We start from the raw sequence: 24311 nt of genomic DNA on the forward strand, positions 1-24311 counted from the left end.
TACTAAACCTGTTGAGAGTCGTCAAGAATCACGTTCTTTACAAGTACCGGATCGTCACTAATTTTCAGAAGAACAATTACAATTACAATTAGCTTCACCAATAGATCATCATCGAAGTTGTGTACAGTATCAATACTTTTTCAACCTACTGTATTAACCTTCATAAGCTTTTATCAAAGTGGCAATGTCAAATTTTTTCATTTTCAGATATGCAGCAGCAACTCTTTGCGATTTTTTGCTGTCCTGGTCAGCCATATAAACTGGCAAAATTGAGGGAACAATCTGCCACGATACACCAAATTTGTCTTTCAACCAGCCACAGGGTCCTTCTTCGCCACTTTCAGTTAATTTATTCCAATAAAAATCAATTTCATCCTGAGTATCGCAATAAACGATAATAGATGTTGCTTCATTAAAAACAAATTGGGGTCCGCCATTAAGCGCCTGAAAATTCATCCCATTAATCGTAAACTCAACGGTCATTGCAGTACCTGCCGGTTTTTTATGAAACTCAAAACCTTCTTTTCCATAACGGCTGATTCTGCTAATTGAACTGTTTTTGAAAATTGAACAGTAATAATCGGCAGCTTGTTCTGCCTGGTCATCATACCATAAACAAATGGTCATTTGATTGTTTTCCATACAATAGAATTAATGTTTGTTTCTGCAAAGAACGGGAGGGCATATAGATAAAAATTGGAAAAAATCGACAAAATTCTTCCATACGTAATCTTCTTCCATACTGCGTTTAGCAAAAACTTTCGGCTGAAATCCAATGTGTCGCTTAAATTCATTTGAGAAATGAGATTGGTCAAAATACTCCTGTTCATAAGAAACATCAACTAACTTTTTGTTCTCCCACGAAACTGCTTGTAAAGAACTGATTATACGCAAAAGGTTTGCAAACGATTTGGGAGTAAATCCGGCAAAGTATTTAAACTTTCTTTCAAAGTTCCGTTGAGACATAAACACCTGCTTCTCTGTAATCCTTTGCATTTCACTCTGTCCGGAAGCAATTTGAAAAATGAAGTTCAAAATTATCTCGTTTTTAAAAGTGCATCTGCTTACACTGTTTTTAATGAGGGAGTTTATTATTCCAGTATTGTATTCACATTGTACTGTTTGTCTACAAAATTCAGCCATTGTTTTGAACTCACTAATAGCATGCCGATCAAGATGTTGATTTGTAATCTTGTCGGCTGAAATGTTAAATAAGACCGGTAAGGCAAAGGGATAAAAAGTAATTCCAAAAACTTTAAAATCATTACTGGCTTTGTAACGAAACCATCTGTTAGTTTGTCCAACCAACAATAAATTTTCTGTTATTGACTGGCCAACTGGCTCAACCTTTCCATTTACAACAAAAAACAGGGTCGGGCAAATTGAGGCATAGGTTCTGTATATAAAGTAGTCGCCGTCATTGGGTGTTGCTTCAAAACTCCACATGCTCTTTACATAAGCTTCAATGTCTTTATCTATTGTATAGGTCTCATATTTAATTCCATTCTGCTCAATGTTGAGTGTCATATTACAATCACCTTGTTTGTAGTTTGTTCTTCTTTTTAACTTGTTGAATTCGAAAATACCTGTACACGTTTCTTTGCCGGGTTGGTCAGCTAATTCAATCAGCTGCACTTCCGTACCACGAATATAACAGAGTCAATAAACGTCACCAAACCGAACCACTCCTTCAACAACATTGGCAGTTAGCTTTTCAGCCTGTCCGGAAATTCTGTAAGGTTGCCGCCAATACCTGAGGGCATTGGTTCTCTCAGAGTTGAATGGTTTGCTCGATGTTTGTCTGCTCCAAAAACGTTTCATCGTGTGATACAATAATTAATGTTCCCTGATATTCGTTAATGGCTGCTGTCAATATTTCTATGTTTTGAATATCTAGATTGTTGGTTGGTTCGTCTAAAATGATCATGTCCGGCGATTGAGTACCAATGGTAAGACAACAAAGAATTAAACGCATTTTTTCTCCTCCACTCAATACACTGCAAGGTTTGTCCCAATCGTCTTTGGTAAATAAAAATCGATTAAGCCGGATCTTTATTTCATGTTCCTGCAATGTTTGCATGTTAAATTGCTGAGCCTGTTCATATACCATGAGTTGGTTATCAATCAACGAATAATCCTGGTCAATGTAAACTGCTCTGCTGACTGCCCGGTAAATTGTTCCGGTTTGCGGTTCTGCATTTCCTAAAATCAGCTTAATTAAAGTGGTTTTGCCCGAGCCGTTCATGCCTTTCAGTGCAAGGCGTTCACCACTTGTAATCTGAAAAGTCAAAGGGTCTTTCCACAATGGATGATGGTTATAGCTGTAATTAATTCCATCGGCCTTCAATAGAATTTTCCCTCTGTGTAAATCGGAATTATCGAAACCAAATTTCATTTTATCAATGCCGGGTAAAGCCGAACGCAACTCTTGTAACTCTTCTTTAATGCCTTCAATTTTTTCAGCGTGTACGCCTTTCATTTTTGAAGTGCTGTTTTCTGCATTGTTTCGCAAAGTGTTCATCATTATTCGGGCAACACCTGCTTTTTCCTGTTTGCTTTTTCCCCTGCTGTTTAATTTTTGTTGCCGTTCCAACGTCTCCCGTTCCTTTTCTTTGGCTTTTCGCAATGCTTTTTCCTTGCTCTGCAAATCCTGATTTAAAGCGTTTGCTTCTGTTTCTTTTTGTTCGGTATAAAATTCATAATTGCCGCCATAAATTGTTATACCACGTTTGCTTAATTCAGCCACCTTGCCCAAAAGGTTCAACAGCTTTCTGTCGTGGCTCACAATCATTAAAGTGCATTGTGTCGATTGTATAAAATCGTACAAAAGCTGCCTTCCCGCCACATCTAAATGATTACTTGGTTCGTCCAGCAATACCAATTCCGGTTGGTGAATGGAAATGCCTGCAAGAAACACTTTTGTTTTTTGCCCTCCGCTCAATGTTTCCATTTTTTGCGACAGATCCAGATTAGTTAATTGCCAATAGTTCAATGCGTTGTTGCAGCGCTCTTCAATCGTCCAGTCATCGTCAAGTGTTGTATAGTTTTCATCGCTTACATTACCGTTAAGAATTTCCTGTAAAGCTGTGAGCTTGTTTTCAACGTTCAATGCTTGTCCAATCGTCAAATGATTGAATTGCCCAAAAATTTGAGGAACATAATAAGGCGCCGTATTTACAAATAATTGGCCCTTCAATGGTTGTAACTCCCTTGCAATAAGTTTCAGTAAAGTAGATTTTCCTGAACCATTGTTGCCAATTAACGCTGTTTTTTCGTGAGGGTTTACTGTCAGGTTAATATTGTCAAACAACAGATTTTTATTGGAATGGGCATAAGAAATGTTCTGTAAAATAAGCATAACTTCTTTCGTTTAAAGAGGAAGGAAATGGCAAACCACTTTGTGGTTCACTGTCTTTAATTGTTTGAAAGAAACTATTTTTTACATGCTTACCGATTACTTTTTGGTTGGCAAATATAGTAATCATTTTTTTACTTCAAAAGCTCGTCAGTATAGCAGCAAACATCAATGCTTGCCTTGCACCTGATAAAGTTGAAGTAATAAATTAACGTTACGTACTATGCCCGGCCACATGTGCTACTGGGCTATGCTCATACAATGAAAAACGTGTTACGCTTGGCCTGCTGGCATCAAACCTGTTGGCTGCTGTACATTTTGTTAACCAATTTTATTTAGTATGCTCAGTCCTTTGTCCCATTTTGTGTGACCCGAAGCTGCGTTGATGTGTCCTGCATTCCCGATATTTATAAATTCACTCCCCCAATTGTCTGCAATTGCAAACATACAAACTGCCGAAAACAAAAAAAATGCAATGTACAATCACCGATCAACTTTCAATGCAATGCGATTATAAAAACATTCGACTAAAAGTTATGATTGGTATAAATGCAGGCAAATGATTAACTACCGATTCTTTATAATCGTTTACGTCAATAAAAAATCTTTTTTCATGCACACAGAAATGATAATTGTATTTTTTAGTCATACATCAAAAGTGAAACGCTGGAATACTGTTTCCTTTTCAACCTTAAAGTAGTCATCTCCTAAGATGGTATTGATGATCATCATATTCCTGTAAGGCCCCAACCCAAGATCAGGTGCAGAAAATCCATGCGATAATAATTCTGCATTCTGCACAAATATCTCTGATCCATTTACATCAATTGAATAATTTCTCTTCACCTGGTAACGGCCACTGCCTGTCCAATAAATTCTGTCTTTTATACCGTCCATAAATGCAGGCACTTGGTTTTGATAACCGGTTGCAAGAATAAGGGCCTCTGTTTCGGATTGAAAACATTTTTGCTGTTGGGTCTGTAACCAACTCAATTGAAATGCACTTTCACCCTTTTGTTCAATACCTGTTAACTGCGTTGCCGGTATTAAACGAACTGATGAATCTGATGATTCAATGGATTGTGCATATAACTCCCGATAGATCGCCTCAATCAACTCACGATTAATTCCTTTGTACAAATGATCCTGTTGTTTCAGCAGCTCTGTCTTTCTCTCCGGTTCCAACTGGTAAAAATAATTGATGTAATCAGGTGAGGTAAATTCACAAACCAGTTTCGATGTTTCCATCTGGTAAAATCCGGCAGAATGTGTAAACCAATCAAGGCTGAATTGATAGGCAGGTTTAACTTTTAACAGATCATAAAAAATCTCTGCGGCACTCTGGCCTGACCCAACAACCGTGATTTTGTTTTTATTCATTAATACAGTTTTGTGTTGCAGATATTGGGATGAATGAAACATGCTGGAGTTACTACAAACATGGGCAGCACATGCAGGAACAGAGGGCACCGTACCAATCCCTATCACCAGATGTTTTCCATAATAAATACTAATCTCCCCTGTTGATGATTCCGCCAGCACTTCATAACGGTTGTCCCGCTCATTGTACTGTATCTGTTTTACAGCCTGATCAAAATTGAGACTACCCAGCATTGAAGCTACCCATCTGCAGTATTGCTGATACTCCCTGCGTTCGATATAATAATTCTCATTACAAGCAAAACGAAACATCCGGTTCTTCGCTTTTAAAAAATTCAAAAAACTATACACACTGCAGGGATCAGCCAACGTAACAAGATCTGCATAAAACGGCACCTGCAACGTAGCACCTTCAATCATCAGTCCTTCATGCCAGCTGAATTGCTTTTTCTGTTCTAAAAAAACTGTACATAACCCGGGAATCGGCTCAGCAAGGGCAGCTAATCCCAGGTTAAACGGACCAATACCGATCCCAATCAAATCATACACGTCATTCATAGATTAAATTATTTTCGTTACTATCTTTTCGCATAATTTGGTACCTAACATTGTTGCTGTTGTGATCAGCAATGCAATCAACAGTGTACTCCACAAACCCTGTTGCCGATAGCCAATCAATGCAACACTCCACATGATCAGCAACCATTGAATAAAGTATACCATCGTAATATGCCTGCTCAGAAAACGCAGGTTTTCTTTAAGGCCATGAAATAATTTCACTTTCGAAAAACAATCACACACCATTAACCAAATCAATATACACCCGGTATAGTAAAGCAGTCCGGCCACACCCGGCTTGTAGTAATTGTACAAATTCTCATGTGGCAAAAAATGAAAAGAAGAAATGCAAAGCAATACAACACCTGCCAAACTATAAATCCAAAAAGGCCGGGTAAATTTTATGAGTACAAACGAAACAAGTTTACCGGCAAGGGGATAAAACAGCCATGGTAACAACGGAAAATAAGCGTCAGGTAGTTCACCTGCAATCCAGGCAGCAATTCCAAAACTGTCCTCGATCGACCACGCATACGAAACACAGATTAACAACGCCAGTAATACTAAAAATTCAAACATCCATTGATACCTGCGAAATAAACTACTTATGCCAAAAACAAAAAAACTCAACGAAGCAAGATGAAGAATATCCCCGATCAACAACAACTCAATCACCGCTGTTCCTGTATCTGATATACCCAAATCAATTAATAAAGAAACCGGAAAAAGTCCGGGCAAAAACGGCAAAACAAACTTTAAGAAATTCAACACAAATGCAAGTGCCATCAACACCAAACTTCTCTTAAAAAGTATACGGGGAGATATGTCCCTGTTCAACCCGGCACTAAGCCCCATTAAAAACATAAAAAGCGGCGCACCTGTTTCTTCCGCAAAAATTGACATTACAATAGCCGCCAATGAATGCAGCGTGTCAGTATTACCAAATACAACAAACACATGAACCATCGGCATAATTAGCACGGTATAGCCTCTGGCTATATCAATTGCATCAATCCGCATATAACAACTGTTTAATAAGGAAGAATAAAACTTGAATGATCACAGAAATAAAGGTTGGCTACCTTATCGGGGAGTACAATTTGTTGTTGAAACCTGAACCCTGCACGTTGTACCAATTCATTTGCCTTTACGTTACAACTGTCAGGTTCACCCACCACACGATGTACGCAACTGAATCCAAACAGGAATTCAACTGCTGCAGAAAAAACAATGGTAGAAAATGAGGGAATACGTTCGCTCACTGGTGCCATAATAAAATGAAGTCCATAGTCATTCATAGTTGCAGGATAACATTTTCCAACTTCATCAAACGGCGCATGATACAGATCAATTTGGGCAACCAATTGATTGTTGTAACTGGCCACGATGGAATGGGTGTCTGCACGTTTTAAAACGCTGAGGTAAAATGCTTCCAACTCTGCCAGGCCAATATTCATTTGCCAGAATTTCTTTGCATAAGGTTGATGTACCCAATTGTAAATCGTTGGCAAATCCTTTTGCAGATCGAGTGAACGTAATTCAATTACTGATAAAGAGGAATCAAACGTTCTTCCGAACAAAGTTTCTGTCCGCTTCTTCAAATAATGAAAAAGTTCTTCTTCCTGCAGTTCAGGAATAATGAAAGGTTGTTTATTCATAGTTGTTATTTAGCATCAGAAATCACACGTAACAAAAATGCACATCACACAGGGAGTCAGATGTAAGCTGTTATAAACTTCAAAAAATGTTTTTAACTTTAGATTCAAACACCCATACACACAATGGCCAAACTGCTGTTGCATGTTCTCCCACATTGTAAAACAATAAGATTCGTTGATCAATCACCTATGATTTTTGGATACTAACTAATGAAAATGGGAGCTTATGGAAATCATCATCACCTCCGCTGAACAGCGTGTCATTTCGTATTTAAACGGGTTACCGAATGAATTAAAAAAGTTTCAGCCAAAACTTGCAAATACAGTTACGGCAACAGGCTCTTTCGGGCATATGCTTTTTCACGAACTGAATGAAGGAGGATTCTCGATATGGACCAGCCATTACCTCATGAAAGAGGATGCAGGTTTTATTGCCACAGGCAATCAATCACTGCTTGAATTACAATTCTCACTCAAAAATGATTTTCATTATACCCTCGAAGGATTGGGAGAGCAACAATTACTGCAGGGGCATTATAACATGAGCTATATTCCTTTTGTCCATAACAATATCCGGTTTCATGGTAATAAGGATTATATCACATTTGATATACATTATGATCTAAGCTATCTTGAACACATTGCTGAACCCTATCCCCGTCTTTCTTCTTTTGTCAACCAGGTACTGTGTAACCGCCCCACTACTCTCTGCATCAGTAATCAACTGGCCACACCCGACATGTTGACCGGCGTAAAACAAATACTGCAAAATAATTACAGTGGTTCCGTACGTAAAAGTTTTCTTGAAGCAAAGGTCATTGAATTGCTCATCCTTGCTGTTGATAAAGCAGAGCAACATAAAATGGAGAAAACAATTCCCTTAACCGCTTATGATAAAGAACGTATTGAAGAAGCAAGAATGCTCATGCTCAATTCGCCGGAAGAATATGAGTCAGTCATTGCACTTGCAAGAAAAGTAAATATCAATGATTTTAAATTGAAGAAAGGTTTCCGGCAACTCTATGGATGCTCTGTGTTTGATTACCTGCAACAGGTACGAATGGAAAAGGCAAAAATCCTGCTCGAAGAAACCATCATCCCCGTTGCCGACATAGCGTATATGAGCGGCTATAATGATCCGCCCAATTTCACCGCAGCTTTTAAACGTCACTATAACCTAACGCCCATGGATATACGAAAATGCAAGCGCTCTTAATTACTCCTGTATTCATAAAACATCTTCCCCATTCCGTAACTGATTGCTGCAGAACGTATTCATTTTTGTTCTGCGTATTCAAATAAATAGCAGGATACTTTCCATACATTTTTTGTTGCAACAAACAGGAGCAGCCGAAAACCTGTGAACAGAGTAGGCCACAACATTCAATTTAAACTTTCCTGCCTTTCAATGCAAAGGCAAAACACAACATGAAACAACACAAGCTGTTATTTGCAGTACTGGCAATGATTTTTGCTACAGGTGTATTGTATGCATTTAATAAACCTGCACAAAAAGAAGTGAAAGCAAAAACAAACACTATCTATTGGTTTAATGTAGATGCAAATGGCGATCCTACCACAGTCATTGGTACCGATCCTTCCATGGTTTGTCCGGAACCTAGTGGTGATCTCTGCGCAAAAGCATACGATGAATCACAAACAACCGGCTCCGGTTCAGCAAGAACAGTGCTGGAACTGGAAGAGGAAAACTTCCAGGATGAGGCTTTCAAAGAAGAAGTGAAATAAGAAAACAAAGGGAGGCTATCATAGCCTCCCTTTTACATTCATAGGTACGGATGTTCACTTATCGCTCATTCTGTGCAATACCACTCAGCCGTATCACAATATCAGGTATCGGCAATACATACAACGGGCTGTTGGGTGACAGCGTAACAATTTCTCCATTCATGTTTCGTGTAAGTGTAATACTGCTACCCTGCGTATTCAACCTTCGCAGATCACTCCATCGCAGGCCACGAAATGTCAATTCTTTTCTTCGTTCCTGCAATACCAATTGCAGCGCCTCCTCTGCTGTTGCCGCTGCAAGCGGCACAAAGCTCCCTGTCTGGTAACGTTTCACGAGCAGTTGATTGAGATAATCCAACGCAGCCTGCTTCTCTCCCAACCTCGCTTCACACTCTGCTGCCATCAGCATTAATTCATCTGTAGCAAGTCCATTGAAGTAAATCGCCGAACCATCGTAACTGCCACGAAAAATCAAACGTCCGGTATTCACCCGGAAAAAAGCACTACGTCGTTTGTCTGTTACAGCATAAGATGCATACAAATTGGAATCAATACTGATCCTGCTGGCACTCGCATCACTCAGCATCACGCTGTGAAAAAGCACTTCTGCATTAAACCTTGAAAGTGGAAAGGAGGCTGAACTACTCAGTGTATTGTAATCAAGTAGCGTACTATGTAAAGCAAGCGCAGCTTTGGCTGATAGGTTCGCTTGATCAAACTCACCCATTAACAAATAAACTCTTGCCAGCATACCATGCGCCGCTGCTTTTACTGGTCGTAATTTACTTGTTTGTGTTTCCGGCAAAAGGTTCACAGCTTCAGTAAAATCAGTCAGCATCTGATGGTAGGTTGCTGCCACAGTAGATCGAACCACCGGCTCGGTCACATCAGAACCTGAACGTAGTGGTATACCAAGGTCGGTTTCAGCCGTTGCTTTTACATACGGTTTGCAAAACAATTGCGCCAGTTGATAATAACCATAACTGCGGTAAAACAAGGCTGCTCCCTTCAGCTCTTTCCAGATATTATTTTCTGTATTACCATATTCGGCAATTCCATCTAATACAAGGTTTGCATAAAACACCTGTTGATATGGATAATCCCATTCTATTACCCGTTGATCACCTTCATACATATCCTGAGCCCAACGGTAAGCATTCCGGTAACGGGTAATGCTGTAAGAAATCCAACGGTCATACGTTATATAAAATTCATCTGCTCCCAGCTGACCAATAGAAGGATGCCTCGTATTCATCACTTGTGAATTATCAAGCAATGCCTGAAAATCTTTGAACCGGTTTGGTACCACACGGCTCTCGTCCGGTTTATCATCCAGAAAATCTTTTGTACAGGATGTAAGAAAAATTAGTCCTGTCATCACCAAAAAAAATATTGTTTTCATTGCTGTCTGTTTTTGGTTTTTTAAAAAATGCATTTTACACCCACTGAAATGGTTCGTAAAGGAGGATAGTAGGCAGTGGCACCATTATAATCCGGATCAAGCCCGGCTTTATTGGCCCGCCACAGAATACCAACATTGCTGAGCAGCGAATAAACCTGTACTTCCTGCAGCCACTTCGCTCCTGCTTGTTTCCCCAGTAACGTATAGCTCAGGTTAATATCCTGTAGGCGTATATGATCGCCTTTTTCAACAAGTGCACTTGAGTTGAGATAGTGGTTATCCCTGTTGGAAGAAAACACAGTTGTAGCAGGCATAGAAGGTACCTGTGTAAACTGTTCATCACCCGGTTGTTTCCATCGGCGTGCAAAATCTGCATGTCCCTGCCACCCACCATACAGTCCTTTGTAATCAATCGAACTACGTTTGAAGTAATAGCCCAACCTGTAAATCACATTTGCACTTAAAGAAAACCCTTTCCATTGCAACGTATTACGCACCGCACCAAAAAAGGTGGGTATGGCCGACCCATGAAAAAGCAAATCTTCAATCCGCAGGTTTGTTGCCACAGAATCATAATTCATTGTTTTTACTCCATTGAGTATAAACTGCGGATCGCCGTTTTGAGGATTCAGTCCCGCCCACGGGTAACTGTACATACCATTCAGTGGTTTACCTTCAAGCGGCACTCCTCTTCCAAAATAAGAATTCGGTGTCTGTGTAAAAGGATAGTAGGTTACACGGTTATTGGCATAACTGAACAGCAACGTTGTATGCCATTGTAATAGGCCTGTGGTATTGATGGTATTGATTTCCATATCCACCCCCCTGCCCTGCATCGATGCTCCGTTGCCTACATAGCTGTAACGGCTGGCAACAAAAAAACCTGTAGTGGGGTCAAGCGGCAGGTTACTGATAAGATCAGTCGAATGTTTTTCAAAATATTCCAGTGAGCCGGATATACGTTTGTTTTTTGTTTCAAAATCCACTCCCGCATTAAACGTTGCCACCTTTTCCCAACGTAAAAAGGGATTGGGAGGGTTTTGTATGGTGGCAGATATTCCTCCTGCAAGGTTATCGGTTCTGTAAGCTGCGGTTACATAAGCACTGGCGTTTTTATAACTGTTTCCCGCAAAGCCATAGGTAGCCCGCAATTTCAAATAAGGCAACCAGCTGATCTTGTAAAAGGCTTCATCACTTAACAGCCACGATGCACCTGCCGACCATAGGGGAACAAACTGCTGGTTTGTTTTCACACCATACAGGTTCGATCCATCGGTTCGTGCACTTGCCGATACCGTGTAACGGTTACGGAACGTATAAGCAGCGTTGGAGAAAAAAGATACATTACGATCCAGCAGTGAACTGTTACTGATACCATTTAATAAAACATCACTGTACCCCGATGGCTGCGCTGTAAAAAAAGAAACATAATCCATCCGTGCAGCTGTTTGCGATTCACGGTCAAAACCATAGAGCATATAATTATCCCCAAGTGTTTTTGTTTCCCTTACTTCCATCCCGGCAATGGCATGCACACGGTGTTCTTTCCGGTTGTGGTTGAAATTCAGTTGCGCCCTGCCGGCCTGTGCCTGTACTTCATCGTTTTCACGTACTACAATTGCTCCAGGCGGCACTGGCCTCACCAATGTTCCGCCTGTACCGGTATAGGTATATTGATTGATCAGATCCCTTGTATAAAACGATTCTTCACCATACAATAATTGGGTGCGTGTACCCAGCCGTTGATATTGGTATTTAAGATCAACCGAAAACATACCTGCAAATGCATATTTCAAACCCGCCTGTAAGCGTACATCATGCTGGCGTACATGGTATTCATTTTCCTCCAGTTCCTGTAAAGGTTTATACGCCCAGTTCAGCAATCCGTTAGCAGGAGCTTCTGCAACAAACGATGCACGATAATAATGCGTCAGTGCAGCAGGCTCGCCATTCGCATCCGTAAACGAAGCATAAGGATACAGCAACTTCGATGGACTTGTGCGGATCAGGTGTGGTGATAGCCCGTTGTTGTCTTGCAGGGTTTGTGTATAAACAACCGCACCCGATAACTCCAGTCCTTTGGCAGGAAAATAACTGTTGGCACTGTTCAGTGTAAAGCGGTTGTACTTATTTCCTTTTAGCGTTTCACGGTTCGCATCATACCCGGCCGATAAATAAGCATGGTGCTTATTACCTCCACCACTTACGTTGATGTTCAATTGCGAATTCACTGCGGGCTGGTACAGGAACCGTGCAAAATCATTCCGTACATCCTGCATCTTCAGTGCATTGATCTTTGCATCTGCTTCTGCCTGTGTAATCGTACCATCACGTTGCTGAATCAACAATTCCACCACTGGTGAAAGCACCGGTTTTAAAGGCGAGGTTTCATCAGCAGCATAATAGTTCTGGCCAAATAAAAATTTCTCTACCTCAATAAAATCAGCAGCGTTTAAAAAATCAGGATTGTAAAACACATCCGGCTTTTGCGCTGCCGTTACATTCTGATTGTATGTTACCCGCATCGGTTGCCGCAGCCTTCCACGTTTAGTGGTCACCACAATTACACCATTACCGGCCCTTGCGCCCCAGATCGATGCAGCAGCTGCATCTTTCAGCAACGTAATGCTTTCCACATCATTCGGGTTAATGGTACTGATATCCCCTTCGTAGGGGAAATTGTCAACCACAATCAATGGGCTCGGAATTGCCATAATAGTGCTGGCACCCCGAATGGTTAACTCGCCCGATGAGCTGTTGGGGTTGGCTCTTCTGTCAAACAATAAACTGGTGCTAAGCCCCTCCAGCCGGCTCATAATATCGGTTGAAACCTGGCGGTTAAACAAGGCGTTGTCAATCCTTGCAAACGAACCCGTTGCCCGTTCCTTTGGCAGCACCTGGTAACCGGTATTCACCACTACTTCCTGCAGCGATATGGTTTTCTTTTGCATCTCCACAACTGCATTTTCACGCAAGGCTTCCACAGCTATTTCCAAAGTTTCATATGCCGTGTGTGTAACTGCAAGTGTATCGGCAGCAAAAGAAAGCCGCAATGAAAAAAAGCCCTGTTCATTGGTTACGGCACTAAGCTTAGCCAGTTTGGCGGTCACGGTTGCAAAGGATATGGCTGTTCCCGTTTGTGCATCAATCAGCTTTGCCTTCAACAGGCCTGTACTAGGTTGTTGTGCCGCACCTGTTAACAGGCAACAAACAATCAATGCTAAAGCAAAAATTGTTTTGTAAAAACAAATAGAAAAAACCTTCCGTTTATAGTGCAAATATGTTCTCATGCTTCGTTGGTTTAAGTGATTAAAAAAATCAAATAGCATTTACTGCTGCTTTATCAGCAGTACTTCTGTTTCTGAATCTTCTTCGCAAAGTGTAAGGCCGTATTTCGCCAGTGCTTTTTGCATAGCCGCAACATCTCTGAAATTAGCCGGCAGCTCCATACGCACATGCCCTGTTATTCCGGTTGCATCAATCACAGGCAAAGCACTGTTGCGGTGCTGCACCAGCATACCACTGTAGAAATGCGCAAAGGGCAGGTTTGTAATAAGGTAACTATCTGCTGTAAGCGAACTATTGGCTTTGTCAGTTGCTGCCGCTTCACTTAAAGCCTTATCAAAACAGCGTAATACCAGGCAGCGGCGTTTTTGTTTTACCAATGCAGCTGTTAACCCAATAGTGCCGCCAAAAAAACGGTTCAGTTCCTCCTGCATCATAACAGGCAGGTTACCCTTAAATCCTTGCGGCACATCCAGTGTGTAACAATAACTGTTGCGCCTGCTCCACTCTTCTTTACTAATGCCTGAATGTTTGTTGTAAAAAAGTACCGTGCTGTCTTTTACCTCCACCAGCAATCGGTTATCATACTTCAGCCACGGGTATTGCATAGCCCAGGCTTCTTTAAACAGCGTAAGCAGCGGCACATTAATCATGCTGATGCGGCTCACCTGCCCGTTGCCTTTACGTTCTGCTGTTAACGACAGCCGCAACCCCGGCATATAAGGGGCAAACATCGAACGGTACAACTGTTGGCTGCCATCACCCCCATTCCCTTTTACAAACAGCGGCCATTGGTTGTTAAATGAAACATCATCCAGTTTCATGTCCACATCGGCAGTTCCCGTCTCCAGTAAACGGCGTATGTTGTTGGCCGTTACCTGCGAGCTGCTTGTAAATGCTTTTACAATGCCGTTCTGTATCCACACCGTATGCGGCATCGAATGGTAGGGAAACAGTTGTTTGAGCAAGGTATCCTCAGCTGCAAACACAATATTCCATTTGCGTCGTTTTAAAAACTGGTCCACTGTTTTTTTAGGCTGGTAGGTTACGGCCAGCACCTGCACATCGTCTTTAAACAGTTGCTGCATACTATCCAGTTTATACAAACCGGGTATACAGGGGCTGCAATAGGTGGCCCAAAAATCAATGATCAAAAGTTTGTTGTTGTAATTCGTTAGGTTGGATTTAAAAACGGGGCTGTTCATCAGGTTCAGCAATGCCAGTTTGGGCACCGCATCACCAATCGATAATGGCTGCAAAGGGGTAATCTCTTGCCCGCTTCCAAAAAGCGCAGGCAAAAGCATCCCCAGCCATAATGAAAATCGTTTCATTACAGGAAGGTTTAGTTGTTAACAATAGAGGGTTTGCTTGTATCGTAACAACTGTTACACGGGTGCCTTTGGTTTTTTGGCAAACTGTGTCTTCAGTAAATAGAGGCTGAAACTTAAGCGGCGTTTTACTATACTGTAGGCAATGTTTACCCGGCTGGCAATTTCTTTTTCAGAAAGTCCCTGCAGGTAAAGACAGGCAATTTCACAATAAGGAAAAGGAAGTTTGTTAACAGCAGCAGTAAAATGTTCCGGGTGTTTGGCTGCAAGCGCATGAAAAGAAAGGTAACGGGGTTTCAGGGCTTTTGCATCTGCTGTAACATGTAGTTGGTAACGCAGCACATCTGTTACCAGTTCATCAAGTGTAGTGGTAAGATAGGTTGCTGCTTTTTCTTTTTCAGCCAGCAATCCGGGCTGCACCTGCAGCCACACAAACAGGTCGTTTACCAAACCTGCTGCCATGCCTCTTGTAACACCTGCATTAACCGCACGTGCCACCAGGCTTGCATGCTGCTCCCTGTACAGTTGCAGGTACAACTGAAAGGCAGGTGCGGCCCGCACTTCATCAGGTATTATTGTTACAGGTTGTTTTCCCGGCATATGCCCATCATGCTAAAACGTTAAGTACAACCAATATGGTTAACGGTTTTATGCGAGCCAGGTAAGAAGGACAGCAGTAATTTAAAAGGCGCAGGTCTCAACTTACCGTTCTGAGGCTCTAGGAAGCCATGCCACGAATAAGTGAGCCCACGCCTAAACGTGAGCTCTTGCTTATCATCTCGTGGCATTCGAAATTTCCTAGATTTCAGAACGAGACTCAAAAGCGAAAAGCTTCAAATAAGATGATTCGATATGAAGGTTCGCAAAATAAAGATATGGAATTTTATAACATGACGCTCGTACGAACGTCAATAAAAATACCAAATGCTTCGACTTTACACTTTGATGGATTCAAAGCAAAAACAAGAAGCGAAATACAAACTTGGCATTTGTATAAATAAAATAATCTCTAAAAACAAAGCCAGGAACAACCCTGACCTTGTAGTTAGTTTAAGAAAACTTGCAGCCGCATGTGATGTTGAATATTCAATTATTCAAAAAATTACTTCGGGTAAGAAAGATCCTCAACATACAACCATCATGTCTATTATTGATGGCTTAGGATTATCAAATCAGGAATTCTATTCTATTTACGATGGTATTACTGAAAAGGAATTAGCTGAGATGACAATTCAAAACAAAAGAATCAGACCGAAAAGCAAATCAAAATCATCCATGTGATGACTTCTTAACCTTCTAAAATACAATTTGGAGTAGGTTCAGTTTACAAATAATTCTATATTAAGCTATCCAAATAAACATTGTTGTGATAAAACTCGTCAATGACACTCTATAATTCAATCGCTGTAATGTAATAGAGTAATTGGAAGCCATTTGGGAACATGGGCTTAAAACAGCTGAAAGAAAAAATTATGTTAAGTAAATCGAGCGTTTTCAAAATAATTGAATCCGGCCGTTACTTTGCATGTTTGTTTGATTACAATTGAATTATATAGTTATTTTGCACACAAATAGGTACTTTTAAGACCAAAATCACAATTCGGACGAAACAAACTATGCGTTTCTGGACCGATAGCTCTATGTTCAGCAATTGGAATTTTTAAAAGACGTTATTTAAAAAACCTGTACAAGCATGCTCGATGATCGCCTGCAAGTTTACCAATTAAGTGTTGTACTTATTGGGAATTTCAACCCAATTATTATACAGCCGTTCTGGCTGGCCAGCAAAAAATTAATCCGGGAAAAAGAGGCCGAAAAAGCGAAAGTTCAGATTATTCATAAAGAGATTGTACGTTTTGAATTGGATTGGGCGTTTATAGAAGTAAAAAAAGACCGTTTTGAAATTAGAACCACCCAACTACCCTATTTCGAGCCTTTAAGAGATCTTGTGGCGGGTATTTTCAAACTTCTTACAGAAACCCCCATCTCTATGATGGGTATTAATCATAGTAAAAGCTTTGTTCTTCGGGATGAAGATCATCATTATGAAATAGGTAACAAACTAGTTAATCTTAACCTTTGGGAAGAAAGTTTGGACGATCCTCGTTTATTTCATTTACAGATTATTGAACATAAGCGCAAAGATCAGTATCCGGGTATGTATGTGGTAATTATTGAACCACCAAAACAGGAACTGAATATAAAATATGGTGTTGAAATTAAAATGAATGACCATTACGAGTTAGGCCAGGGACAAACTGGCCGTAACGGAGAAATTCTTGACATTCTGGAAAAAAACTGGAAATATTCTTCAGACAGGGCTAACGAAATAATTGAAAACATTCGAACAAAGCTAAACTTTTAACCATGAGCACTTTTTTTAATCTCACTGATGGCTGGTCAAAAGCTACCTCAAAAGGTATTACAGAAATTGAGCAAATTGACGAGTTCGTAAAGGCTTACAATGATGAAGATCATTGCCCTCCTTTAACACCATGGAGCATTGGAAGGGATTCGAATGTTGTTAATTCAGATTTTGAACGCATTCCCCAGGCCATATTATACCGCCAGTCAAGTATGTACGACAACTATTTTTCGAAAACACAACGCTGGCTCGGGCACGTTACAAGTATAAACGATGCAAGTTTTTCCGCAGTATTGCAAGACCTCACAGCAGGCGGAACAAACGAGTTGGCCGAATTTGATCTCGAAGAAGTATCAGATGAAGATGTAGAGTTGCTCCAAAAGGGAGCGGCATTTTATTGGAGCATTGGTTACTCACATGAAAATGGACAGATCAGCAAAAAATCAATTATCAGATTCAGAAGAATACCGGCCTTTAACCAGGCAGATTATGACGAAATTCTCGATCGTGTTTCTGAGTTAAAAAATTCATTGATTTGGGATTAATCTGGCTGGTATGAATGCACCTTTATATGGCGAAGCTGAAATTACATTAATTGGTACTGGTGGATATGGAGAGTCGATTCTCCTCTTTTTAAATAATGAAGACTGGATTATCATTGATAGTTGTGTTGAACCGGGCAACAACTACCCCGCCAGCCTCCAATACCTGAAAAGTATTGGCGCAAATTTAGATAAGGTTGTGCTTGTAATATGTACACATTGGCATAACGATCATATCAGAGGCATTTCACAGGTAATCAAAGAATGTATAAATGCACAGTTTTGTTTTTCACGGGCACATGACAGAGAGAAATTTTTATACTTTGTTTCATCTGACTATCAAAAGTCAAACTACGATCGCCTGAATTCATCATCACTGGAATTTGTTGATTCATTAACTGAGCTTGCAAAAAGATCGGGCAGAGCAATTACCGCTCTTGAAAATAAAATTCTTTACAATCAGGGAAATTGTCATGTATACGCACTTTCACCATCAGAATTTACAATGGAGGCTTTTGATAATGAACTTGCACAGTTAATTCCAGGTATTAATCCAAATATCAAAGCCATTCGCCAAACACCAAATGCAAGGTCTGTAGCCATTTATGTTAAGATTGGTGAACATGCTGCATTACTGGGGGCCGACTTGGAAGTTTCTTCAAATAATAAAGAGGGATGGCTAAATATTCTTGACAACAGTCTTGTAGTTGGCAACGGGAAAAAAGCGAGCTTATTTAAAATTTCGCACCATGGCTCAGGAAACGGCTATCATGAGCGTATTTTTCAAGAGTTACTACATCCAAATCCTGTTTCGAAACTCACACCCTGGAATAAAGCAGACGGCTTACCCGATCCGCAAATGCTCGGAGTTTATCTCACCCATACAGATCAGCTTTACATGACAGCCCCATATATCAGCAAAAGCCCTAAAAAAAGAGATAAATCAATCGAGAAGTTAATAAAAAGCATGAACTACGAACTAAGTGAAATTAAATACAAGAAAGGTATAATTTCCTGCAGAATTAAAATAGATGATATAGGGGATACTTGGCGAATTATTTTAAGAGAGAATTCGTTAAAGGTTGAGCATGATTAACAAAACAATACAGAATAGTAACGAGTAGATAAACTTGCTTATACCTTTATTTTTGTGTCTGAATTAATGTTGCTGGTGTTAAAATAATTCATAGGCAAACTCCTAACGATTACTCCTAACGCTCTTTGCATTTTGTTACCTAAACAAGGCTTTCCACAAAATCACCATTTATGGCAAACCATAAATTTAATACATCTGTCGTTCTCAAACAATCACACTTCATTTGGGAACACAACCTGAAAATTGCTGAACGTAAAGATGATACAAATAGTTACGACTTCTACCAATGTCAGTATTAGAAGCAAAACCGATTGTATAAAAATGTAATTTTGGACATATTTTTAACGTCTTAGTTGGTTAAGCTCTTTGGATTCGTTGCATCTGCATGAAATTGCGGTTGTACTTCTGTCAGAAATTTTATTTGATAATCTTAAATTTAAAAGTATGAAGAGTATAATTTGTAAGATCGGCATTCACTTGATTATTTCATGGTGTTTAAAAACTTTAGCATGCTTGGTGTTTCTTGTTGGCGGGCAGACCATTCCTCTCGACAGACTTGGTTCGGCTTGAAATTGATTGCAGATGCGACCCATAACTTTTCTAGCTTAGGGAGTGGTAGGGTTCGATTCCTTAGGTCTGTCCAATGAGCCATAGAAATATGGCTCATTTTTATTTTACGCTAACAGACTAATCCGAATTCAACTTTAACATTAGTAATACGTAAAGTCGATGGATTTCTAAATCAAACTAGCCTATCAAAAAAATATTATAACAAAAAATGAGCATTCAGAGTATTTCAAATAGAAGTAACATCATTTACAAATCAAATTCAATCAAGGATGCTGTTATATATGAAGATCATCGAACAATTCTGAGTGTTTTATATTTCTTAAAAGAACAAGAAAAGCTCCAAGACTCTTTTGATATTGTGATGTTCGATTACCATGATGATTATCTTAATCCAAGCCCAACTGCTCTTAAAAAAATATTTAGCTTCTTGAAGAAGCCAAGCCAAGAAAAACTAAATGAAATTGTAGAGTATCACTTAAGTACTTTAGACGATGATTGGGTAAAAGCAGGAATGGAATTAGGGTTAATAAACAATGTTTTTCTATTTAATTCTGAACAAAGTTCGCTTGGACTGAGAAACCAATACGATACTCAAAAATTCGGAAAAAAATTCATGTACAATATTGGGCCTGTATGGGGCGCCTTGGGTTTTCAAGGCGCACTTAACTATCTGCCAGACAAAACCTTTCAACCATTGTGGAATGACTTCGGATGGAATTTAAATAATGGCAAATTTCAATTCCATCCAAATCGTAAAAAATACATATTGGATATTGATCTGGATTGCTTTTCAACGAAAATATTAGGTAGGACAATTGCCATTCCGGAAGAAGTACTTCAATTAAAACTTACAGAATACTGTCCCAATACATACCATCATTACCACAGCGCCTATGAATTTATGCTAGATTTATTGAAAAATAGTGAACTCGCAACCATATGTTTCGAAAGTGAATGCTGTGGAGGAATTAGAGAATCGCACAAGATTTTTAATTGGGCAGACGGACTGTTTTTTGAAAATGAATTAGGCGGTTAAGCAAAGTTGCAACTATGTAGCTGATTAACTTTATACGTGAATTTTCAGGCGCTAACTATTTTTGCATTTTCAAAAGCAGAATATAGAAGCTTCAAAATGTATTTCCACAAAATAAGGTTTACGTATATTACAAAATCAATAATAGTTTTGAGCGACCAATTCACATGGAATACACACAACAAATCTCAGAAAATCAGATCAAAATTGCACTTTCAAATTCAGGATACCTGTTAGAAAATAGGCTCATTACACTAATCTCTGAGCAAGATTTCTTTGTTTTTCCCAATGAGGTGTACAAGGATAAATTCACAGGAAAATCAAGGGAAATAGACATATATGCATCCAGCAAGCGTATTAATAAAGCGATAAATTTTTCTGACACCATCAAGTTTATACAAGCAAATATGTGTCTTGTAATCGAATGTCAAAATATCGCCCAACCCATTGTCTTTCTCAAAAAAAACCAAAAAAATACATTTACCTGCTACGATAAATACAAATACTTTATCACAAAATTGAATTCAAATGTAGACAGTGATATTCTTCATGGCTATTTAGAATTCTTTATACAAAATGAAGAGTTTCATTATAATTCTAAGAACATATCTACTCAGTATTGCTCCTTTACCCAGAAAAAAGGTGGGAAGAATGATTGGATGGCCTCGCATCCTGATGGTCTTTATGAAACATTTGTAAAACTTTTTCATTTTGCGAACGAAAGACTTAAGAGTACCGAAGATTTCAGAGCTGATATTCAATTCAAAGAATTTTATTACCAAATGCTTTATCCTGTTCTTGTAATTCAAGGGGATATATATGATGCAGAAGAAGTTGGAAGTGAAATAGTGTTAACACGGTTACAAAGAAAGCTTTTTGAATTTAACTATTTCGATGACATCCCGCACACAATTTTAATTGACGTTGTGACTGAAAGTTATTTTCAGAATTATTTGGCCGAGATAGAGAATGAAGCAAACTTGTTTATCAAAAACTTTTACGAAATTCTTCAAGACAACAAAGTTTAGGCACATTAAATGACATAATATGACTCAGCCCAAGAAGATAAATGAGATTATGAATGAAATGATGCAGAAAGCGAATGGTAACCCTCCCCCTCGCTCCAAAGAACCTCGCATATCCATATTGCAGAAAGAAGCATTAAGTCAAAGAATGGAAAGACTTATGCCTCAGTATAGAAAAGCAATTGCAGCTCAAAACTTTGAAGATGCCAAAGCCGTTTTAAGGGATTTGCAAGTAGTACTAAGGGATTTAAGCAAACACACTAAGCTTGCGGAGCTGAAAAATCAATTTTTTGAATTAGCGCTTGAGGAAGGCTTTTATGATTTTGCTATAGACGGATTTTTGTCAAACCGAAAGCTTGTTAAAACAAACACCAGATTGTATTTGGAGGCAACAGCACTTTTAGCTATTTCATACTTACGTAAAAACCACATTGCAAAAGCCAAACCACATATACGAGAAGTGTTGCAAAGCCAGAACGTAATAAAGACCGAATCCACTCGGAATAAATTTAATAAAGAGATTATAGAGAGATTTGATGAAGAATGTGTGTTAGCTTCACTTAGATCCGATACAAAGCAACAGTATAACCTTGATTCGTTTCACTCACAGGCTTTGCAATCTTCGAATACTTTGACAGAAGGAGAAATCTATGCTGCAATTGGCAAAGTATTACCTAAGCTAACAAAAGATTTGCTTTATGAAATAGATGAATTTTCGAAAAAGCAACTCTCTTATAAAGAACAAAAGCTATTACCTCCTCCTGAAGATGTGATTAAGGACGAAGAAGCTGGCCGCACAATGTTCAAATCATTTAAGCGAGTAGTATATAAATCGCTTTGCGACCCAACAAGTGAAGTATATAAAGGTTGGTACACTAACGCTGTGGGTTTAACTACAGACAAGAAATATATAAGTGGAGCAATAGCAGCAGCCTTGGCAGGCTATGGCATTGGCTTTTCTATGCTGGGGGTCTCAGCGGCAGCGCTGATTTTACGATTTGGGTTGGATATTTATTGCGAACGCTACAAGCCTGCTACGGTAACAGAGTTTAGAAGAAAAGGAGTATAAACAAGGATAAAATGGAAAGATTGATATCAAAAAATACGCTGACTGATACTAGAAAACATGAAGATCGATTTAACAAGCATTAAAACAAGACAAAGAATTGAGCCTTCCTATTTCCGTGACTATATTCACTTTAACTTTGAGAAACTAAAAGAACAGAAGGCTACTTTTGCAATACTGAAAAATGAGGAACTCAAAGAATCTGCTGAACATAGCTCAATAATTGAGCAAATTTATTTTGAAGATGAACTTCACCTTTCCTCCTATTATTACCATTCCACAATCGTTTCGCTCTATTCCTGGCTTGAAAGTATCTTGATTGAAATTTGCGACACAATTGTAAAACAAACCGGATTTGCTTTTACAATTAACGATTTCTCACATAAAAACATTTCTGGCAGTGCACGAATGTTTCTCTCAAAAATGACGGATATTGAATTTGAATACGTAGAAAAACAATGGCATGAGATTACCATTTTTCAAAAGCTTAGAAATTGTATTGTGCACAGTAATTCTCAAATTGATAAAGATAAAGCCCAGCCTGAAATACTAAAAATTATACGTCAATATGGAAACGTCAATGAACAACGCACGCCCTCTCCTTTTTATTTGAACAGTGTTGATGTTCTTAATCGCCTTCTAGATACTGCAGAATCTTTTATTGCTTACATTGTTTCGCAACTAGATCAAATGGAATTTGTGTCGTTTGAGAAAGCCAATAAGCCGGTTGATAATGATTCCGACATGTTACCTTTTTAAGATTTACTAATACCGAAATAAAATGATTTTACATTTCGTTCATAAAAAGACAAAACAAGTTGTTGAGCTGTGTATCCAAACACAAGACGAGACCACTAAGTTTTCAATGTATAAGGTTAATAGCATCGTTACAAATAAGAATGAATTAATTAATGACGATGTTTGCAAACAATTCCCGGCAACTACTGGAAACATCATTACAGACACGTTAGCAATAACAAAACATTTTAAAAAGCATGGTTACAAAGTTGCCAACACAATTACTTCAACAAAAAGCGGAATTCGTTTTAGCTGATTTCTAACTTTGTTTTAATTAAGTTCTTGTTTGCAAAGAGGGATATTGAAGTCCATTACGGCTAACCTCAATATCTATTATTTGAATATCCTGAATCACAAAGTCAGTTTCATCAGCCCCTGTGCAGTCTAATTTACTTCCTGTTCAACCCCATTATAATTGCTTTTCCTGTCCACCCAACATCTCATGCAGTAGAGCTCGGATCTATAAATTCAAATTCAGCTGTCGGTTACCCCGACCGATGAAAATACTGAAATTTTATTATCAGGTTTTTCGTGCCATAACTTTTTGAGGAGACGTAATGCCTGCTTTCAATTTTTCAGCAATTAATAATGCACGCTCAATTTTTTTATCACTTGATTTCACCATATTCACCAAGGCAATCAATCCTCGTTTATTTCCGGCGGTCAAACTGTCAAAAACTTCTTTTGCCCTGCTATCGGTTGCCATTACTTCCGCAAATTCTTCAGGAATGTTGATCTGTAATTCCGACTTGTCAATTTCAATTGCCACCGTTACTTTACTGTTCATCGTTAAATTTAATTGCTTTAAATATTTTGCCCCAATCATCACATAATACATCCCCTCCTTCGTTTTCATAACAGCAGCATGTAGTTCCAGTTTATTGTTAATCCTGCAAACAACTCTTTTATTACCACCGGCCGTCAGTCGCTTAACATCCTCACTGTTTAACTCAATATAATGCATATAGCCTGCTCCAAACTTCTGAATTGTATAAGCTTTGCCCGTTTTCATGTTATTGAAACAATTAAAAAAAAGTATGGTTGAATGCTTTTAAAATAGGTTTGGTTGTAAAAATCCCGTCAATCCTGGGGCTCATGCAATGG

General features: G+C 39.1%; 22 protein-coding genes. 10 read left to right on the plus strand and 12 right to left on the minus strand.

Annotation, left to right across the window (positions count from 1 at the left end; genetic code table 11):
- Nucleotides 1–153: 153 nt before the first annotated feature.
- From VK159_RS12800 to VK159_RS12825, 7 genes are all read right to left on the minus strand, one after another.
- On the minus strand, nucleotides 154–642 hold the full coding sequence (locus VK159_RS12800) for a VOC family protein (protein WP_324230538.1): 489 nt from the start codon (nucleotides 640–642) through the stop codon (nucleotides 154–156).
- Between the two features lie 9 nt (nucleotides 643–651).
- Complete coding sequence (locus VK159_RS12805) at nucleotides 652–1635, minus strand: AraC family transcriptional regulator (RefSeq protein WP_324230539.1); 984 nt, start codon at nucleotides 1633–1635, stop codon at nucleotides 652–654.
- A gap of 136 nt (nucleotides 1636–1771) precedes the next feature.
- Nucleotides 1772–3358, minus strand: coding sequence for an ABC-F family ATP-binding cassette domain-containing protein (locus VK159_RS12810; RefSeq protein WP_324230540.1), 1587 nt, complete (start codon nucleotides 3356–3358; stop codon nucleotides 1772–1774).
- A 318-nt stretch (nucleotides 3359–3676) separates the two neighbouring features.
- Nucleotides 3677–3802 carry an alpha/beta hydrolase gene (locus tag VK159_RS23680; RefSeq protein WP_414672829.1) on the minus strand — a complete coding sequence of 42 codons (126 nt, stop codon included), beginning with the start codon at nucleotides 3800–3802 and terminating at the stop codon, nucleotides 3677–3679.
- Between the two features lie 198 nt (nucleotides 3803–4000).
- Nucleotides 4001–5293 (minus strand): lysine N(6)-hydroxylase/L-ornithine N(5)-oxygenase family protein, encoded by a 1293-nt coding sequence (locus VK159_RS12815; protein WP_324230541.1) that lies wholly within the window; start codon nucleotides 5291–5293, stop codon nucleotides 4001–4003.
- A 3-nt stretch (nucleotides 5294–5296) separates the two neighbouring features.
- Nucleotides 5297–6313 (minus strand): heparan-alpha-glucosaminide N-acetyltransferase domain-containing protein, encoded by a 1017-nt coding sequence (locus VK159_RS12820; RefSeq protein ID WP_324230542.1) that lies wholly within the window; start codon nucleotides 6311–6313, stop codon nucleotides 5297–5299.
- 11 nt (nucleotides 6314–6324) lie between these two features.
- The gene (locus VK159_RS12825; protein ID WP_324230543.1) at nucleotides 6325–6951 is read right to left on the minus strand and encodes a GNAT family N-acetyltransferase; all 627 of its coding nucleotides are present in this window, start codon (nucleotides 6949–6951) and stop codon (nucleotides 6325–6327) included.
- Nucleotides 6952–7177: 226 nt separating this feature from the next.
- Between VK159_RS12825 and VK159_RS12830 the strand changes: the two genes are divergently transcribed.
- Entirely contained in the window at nucleotides 7178–8167 is a 990-nt protein-coding gene (locus VK159_RS12830; protein WP_324230544.1) for an AraC family transcriptional regulator, read from the plus strand.
- Nucleotides 8168–8379: 212 nt separating this feature from the next.
- Complete coding sequence (locus tag VK159_RS12835) at nucleotides 8380–8697, plus strand: DUF6520 family protein (RefSeq protein ID WP_324230545.1); 318 nt, start codon at nucleotides 8380–8382, stop codon at nucleotides 8695–8697.
- Between the two features lie 58 nt (nucleotides 8698–8755).
- Here the strand turns inward: VK159_RS12835 and VK159_RS12840 are convergent, their stop codons facing one another.
- The 4 genes from VK159_RS12840 to VK159_RS12855 are packed head-to-tail and all read right to left on the minus strand — an operon-like array spanning nucleotide 8756 to nucleotide 15312.
- Nucleotides 8756–10099 (minus strand): RagB/SusD family nutrient uptake outer membrane protein, encoded by a 1344-nt coding sequence (locus VK159_RS12840; RefSeq protein ID WP_324230546.1) that lies wholly within the window; start codon nucleotides 10097–10099, stop codon nucleotides 8756–8758.
- Between the two features lie 20 nt (nucleotides 10100–10119).
- On the minus strand, nucleotides 10120–13389 hold the full coding sequence (locus tag VK159_RS12845; RefSeq protein WP_324230547.1) for a SusC/RagA family TonB-linked outer membrane protein: 3270 nt from the start codon (nucleotides 13387–13389) through the stop codon (nucleotides 10120–10122).
- A 39-nt stretch (nucleotides 13390–13428) separates the two neighbouring features.
- Entirely contained in the window at nucleotides 13429–14715 is a 1287-nt protein-coding gene (locus VK159_RS12850; protein WP_324230548.1) for a TlpA disulfide reductase family protein, read from the minus strand.
- A gap of 54 nt (nucleotides 14716–14769) precedes the next feature.
- Nucleotides 14770–15312 carry a hypothetical protein gene (locus VK159_RS12855; RefSeq protein ID WP_324230549.1) on the minus strand — a complete coding sequence of 181 codons (543 nt, stop codon included), beginning with the start codon at nucleotides 15310–15312 and terminating at the stop codon, nucleotides 14770–14772.
- A 324-nt stretch (nucleotides 15313–15636) separates the two neighbouring features.
- Between VK159_RS12855 and VK159_RS12860 the strand changes: the two genes are divergently transcribed.
- The 8 genes from VK159_RS12860 (at nucleotide 15637) to VK159_RS12895 (ending at nucleotide 23168) form a co-directional block, all read left to right on the plus strand.
- On the plus strand, nucleotides 15637–15993 hold the full coding sequence (locus VK159_RS12860; RefSeq protein WP_324230550.1) for a hypothetical protein: 357 nt from the start codon (nucleotides 15637–15639) through the stop codon (nucleotides 15991–15993).
- Nucleotides 15994–16405: 412 nt separating this feature from the next.
- The gene (locus VK159_RS12865; protein ID WP_324230551.1) at nucleotides 16406–17077 is read left to right on the plus strand and encodes a hypothetical protein; all 672 of its coding nucleotides are present in this window, start codon (nucleotides 16406–16408) and stop codon (nucleotides 17075–17077) included.
- Nucleotides 17078–17079: 2 nt separating this feature from the next.
- Nucleotides 17080–17622, plus strand: coding sequence for a hypothetical protein (locus tag VK159_RS12870; RefSeq protein ID WP_324230552.1), 543 nt, complete (start codon nucleotides 17080–17082; stop codon nucleotides 17620–17622).
- A 10-nt stretch (nucleotides 17623–17632) separates the two neighbouring features.
- Nucleotides 17633–18715 (plus strand): MBL fold metallo-hydrolase, encoded by a 1083-nt coding sequence (locus tag VK159_RS12875; protein WP_324230553.1) that lies wholly within the window; start codon nucleotides 17633–17635, stop codon nucleotides 18713–18715.
- A gap of 778 nt (nucleotides 18716–19493) precedes the next feature.
- Nucleotides 19494–20321: a UPF0489 family protein gene (locus VK159_RS12880; RefSeq protein ID WP_324230554.1), complete on the plus strand. Its 828-nt coding sequence runs from the start codon at nucleotides 19494–19496 to the stop codon at nucleotides 20319–20321.
- A gap of 164 nt (nucleotides 20322–20485) precedes the next feature.
- Nucleotides 20486–21346: a hypothetical protein gene (locus tag VK159_RS12885; RefSeq protein WP_324230555.1), complete on the plus strand. Its 861-nt coding sequence runs from the start codon at nucleotides 20486–20488 to the stop codon at nucleotides 21344–21346.
- A 19-nt stretch (nucleotides 21347–21365) separates the two neighbouring features.
- Entirely contained in the window at nucleotides 21366–22412 is a 1047-nt protein-coding gene (locus VK159_RS12890) for a hypothetical protein (RefSeq protein ID WP_324230556.1), read from the plus strand.
- A 57-nt stretch (nucleotides 22413–22469) separates the two neighbouring features.
- Nucleotides 22470–23168 (plus strand): hypothetical protein, encoded by a 699-nt coding sequence (locus tag VK159_RS12895; protein ID WP_324230557.1) that lies wholly within the window; start codon nucleotides 22470–22472, stop codon nucleotides 23166–23168.
- A gap of 559 nt (nucleotides 23169–23727) precedes the next feature.
- Here the strand turns inward: VK159_RS12895 and VK159_RS12900 are convergent.
- Entirely contained in the window at nucleotides 23728–24219 is a 492-nt protein-coding gene (locus VK159_RS12900; RefSeq protein WP_324230558.1) for a YdeI/OmpD-associated family protein, read from the minus strand.
- Nucleotides 24220–24311 lie beyond the last annotated feature (92 nt).

The organism is Lacibacter sp. (genome assembly GCF_035299325.1).
Taxonomy (GTDB): Bacteria; Bacteroidota; Bacteroidia; order Chitinophagales; family Chitinophagaceae; genus Lacibacter.

What these genes read in the sequence shown, in the direction of transcription:
- VK159_RS12800 (WP_324230538.1), bottom strand. Translation starts at nt 642, where the DNA reads ATGGAAAACAATCAAATGACCATTTGTTTATGGTATGATGACCAGGCA.
- VK159_RS12810 (WP_324230540.1), bottom strand. Translation starts at nt 3,358, where the DNA reads ATGCTTATTTTACAGAACATTTCTTATGCCCATTCCAATAAAAATCTG.
- VK159_RS23680 (WP_414672829.1), bottom strand. Translation starts at nt 3,802, where the DNA reads ATGTTTGCAATTGCAGACAATTGGGGGAGTGAATTTATAAATATCGGG.
- VK159_RS12815 (WP_324230541.1), bottom strand. Translation starts at nt 5,293, where the DNA reads ATGAATGACGTGTATGATTTGATTGGGATCGGTATTGGTCCGTTTAAC.
- VK159_RS12820 (WP_324230542.1), bottom strand. Translation starts at nt 6,313, where the DNA reads ATGCGGATTGATGCAATTGATATAGCCAGAGGCTATACCGTGCTAATT.
- VK159_RS12825 (WP_324230543.1), bottom strand. Translation starts at nt 6,951, where the DNA reads ATGAATAAACAACCTTTCATTATTCCTGAACTGCAGGAAGAAGAACTT.
- VK159_RS12830 (WP_324230544.1), top strand. Translation starts at nt 7,178, where the DNA reads ATGGAAATCATCATCACCTCCGCTGAACAGCGTGTCATTTCGTATTTA.
- VK159_RS12835 (WP_324230545.1), top strand. Translation starts at nt 8,380, where the DNA reads ATGAAACAACACAAGCTGTTATTTGCAGTACTGGCAATGATTTTTGCT.
- VK159_RS12840 (WP_324230546.1), bottom strand. Translation starts at nt 10,099, where the DNA reads ATGAAAACAATATTTTTTTTGGTGATGACAGGACTAATTTTTCTTACA.
- VK159_RS12845 (WP_324230547.1), bottom strand. Translation starts at nt 13,389, where the DNA reads ATGAGAACATATTTGCACTATAAACGGAAGGTTTTTTCTATTTGTTTT.
- VK159_RS12850 (WP_324230548.1), bottom strand. Translation starts at nt 14,715, where the DNA reads ATGAAACGATTTTCATTATGGCTGGGGATGCTTTTGCCTGCGCTTTTT.
- VK159_RS12855 (WP_324230549.1), bottom strand. Translation starts at nt 15,312, where the DNA reads ATGCCGGGAAAACAACCTGTAACAATAATACCTGATGAAGTGCGGGCC.
- VK159_RS12860 (WP_324230550.1), top strand. Translation starts at nt 15,637, where the DNA reads ATGCTTCGACTTTACACTTTGATGGATTCAAAGCAAAAACAAGAAGCG.
- VK159_RS12865 (WP_324230551.1), top strand. Translation starts at nt 16,406, where the DNA reads ATGCTCGATGATCGCCTGCAAGTTTACCAATTAAGTGTTGTACTTATT.
- VK159_RS12870 (WP_324230552.1), top strand. Translation starts at nt 17,080, where the DNA reads ATGAGCACTTTTTTTAATCTCACTGATGGCTGGTCAAAAGCTACCTCA.
- VK159_RS12875 (WP_324230553.1), top strand. Translation starts at nt 17,633, where the DNA reads ATGAATGCACCTTTATATGGCGAAGCTGAAATTACATTAATTGGTACT.
- VK159_RS12880 (WP_324230554.1), top strand. Translation starts at nt 19,494, where the DNA reads ATGAGCATTCAGAGTATTTCAAATAGAAGTAACATCATTTACAAATCA.
- VK159_RS12885 (WP_324230555.1), top strand. Translation starts at nt 20,486, where the DNA reads ATGGAATACACACAACAAATCTCAGAAAATCAGATCAAAATTGCACTT.
- VK159_RS12890 (WP_324230556.1), top strand. Translation starts at nt 21,366, where the DNA reads ATGACTCAGCCCAAGAAGATAAATGAGATTATGAATGAAATGATGCAG.
- VK159_RS12895 (WP_324230557.1), top strand. Translation starts at nt 22,470, where the DNA reads ATGAAGATCGATTTAACAAGCATTAAAACAAGACAAAGAATTGAGCCT.
- VK159_RS12900 (WP_324230558.1), bottom strand. Translation starts at nt 24,219, where the DNA reads ATGAAAACGGGCAAAGCTTATACAATTCAGAAGTTTGGAGCAGGCTAT.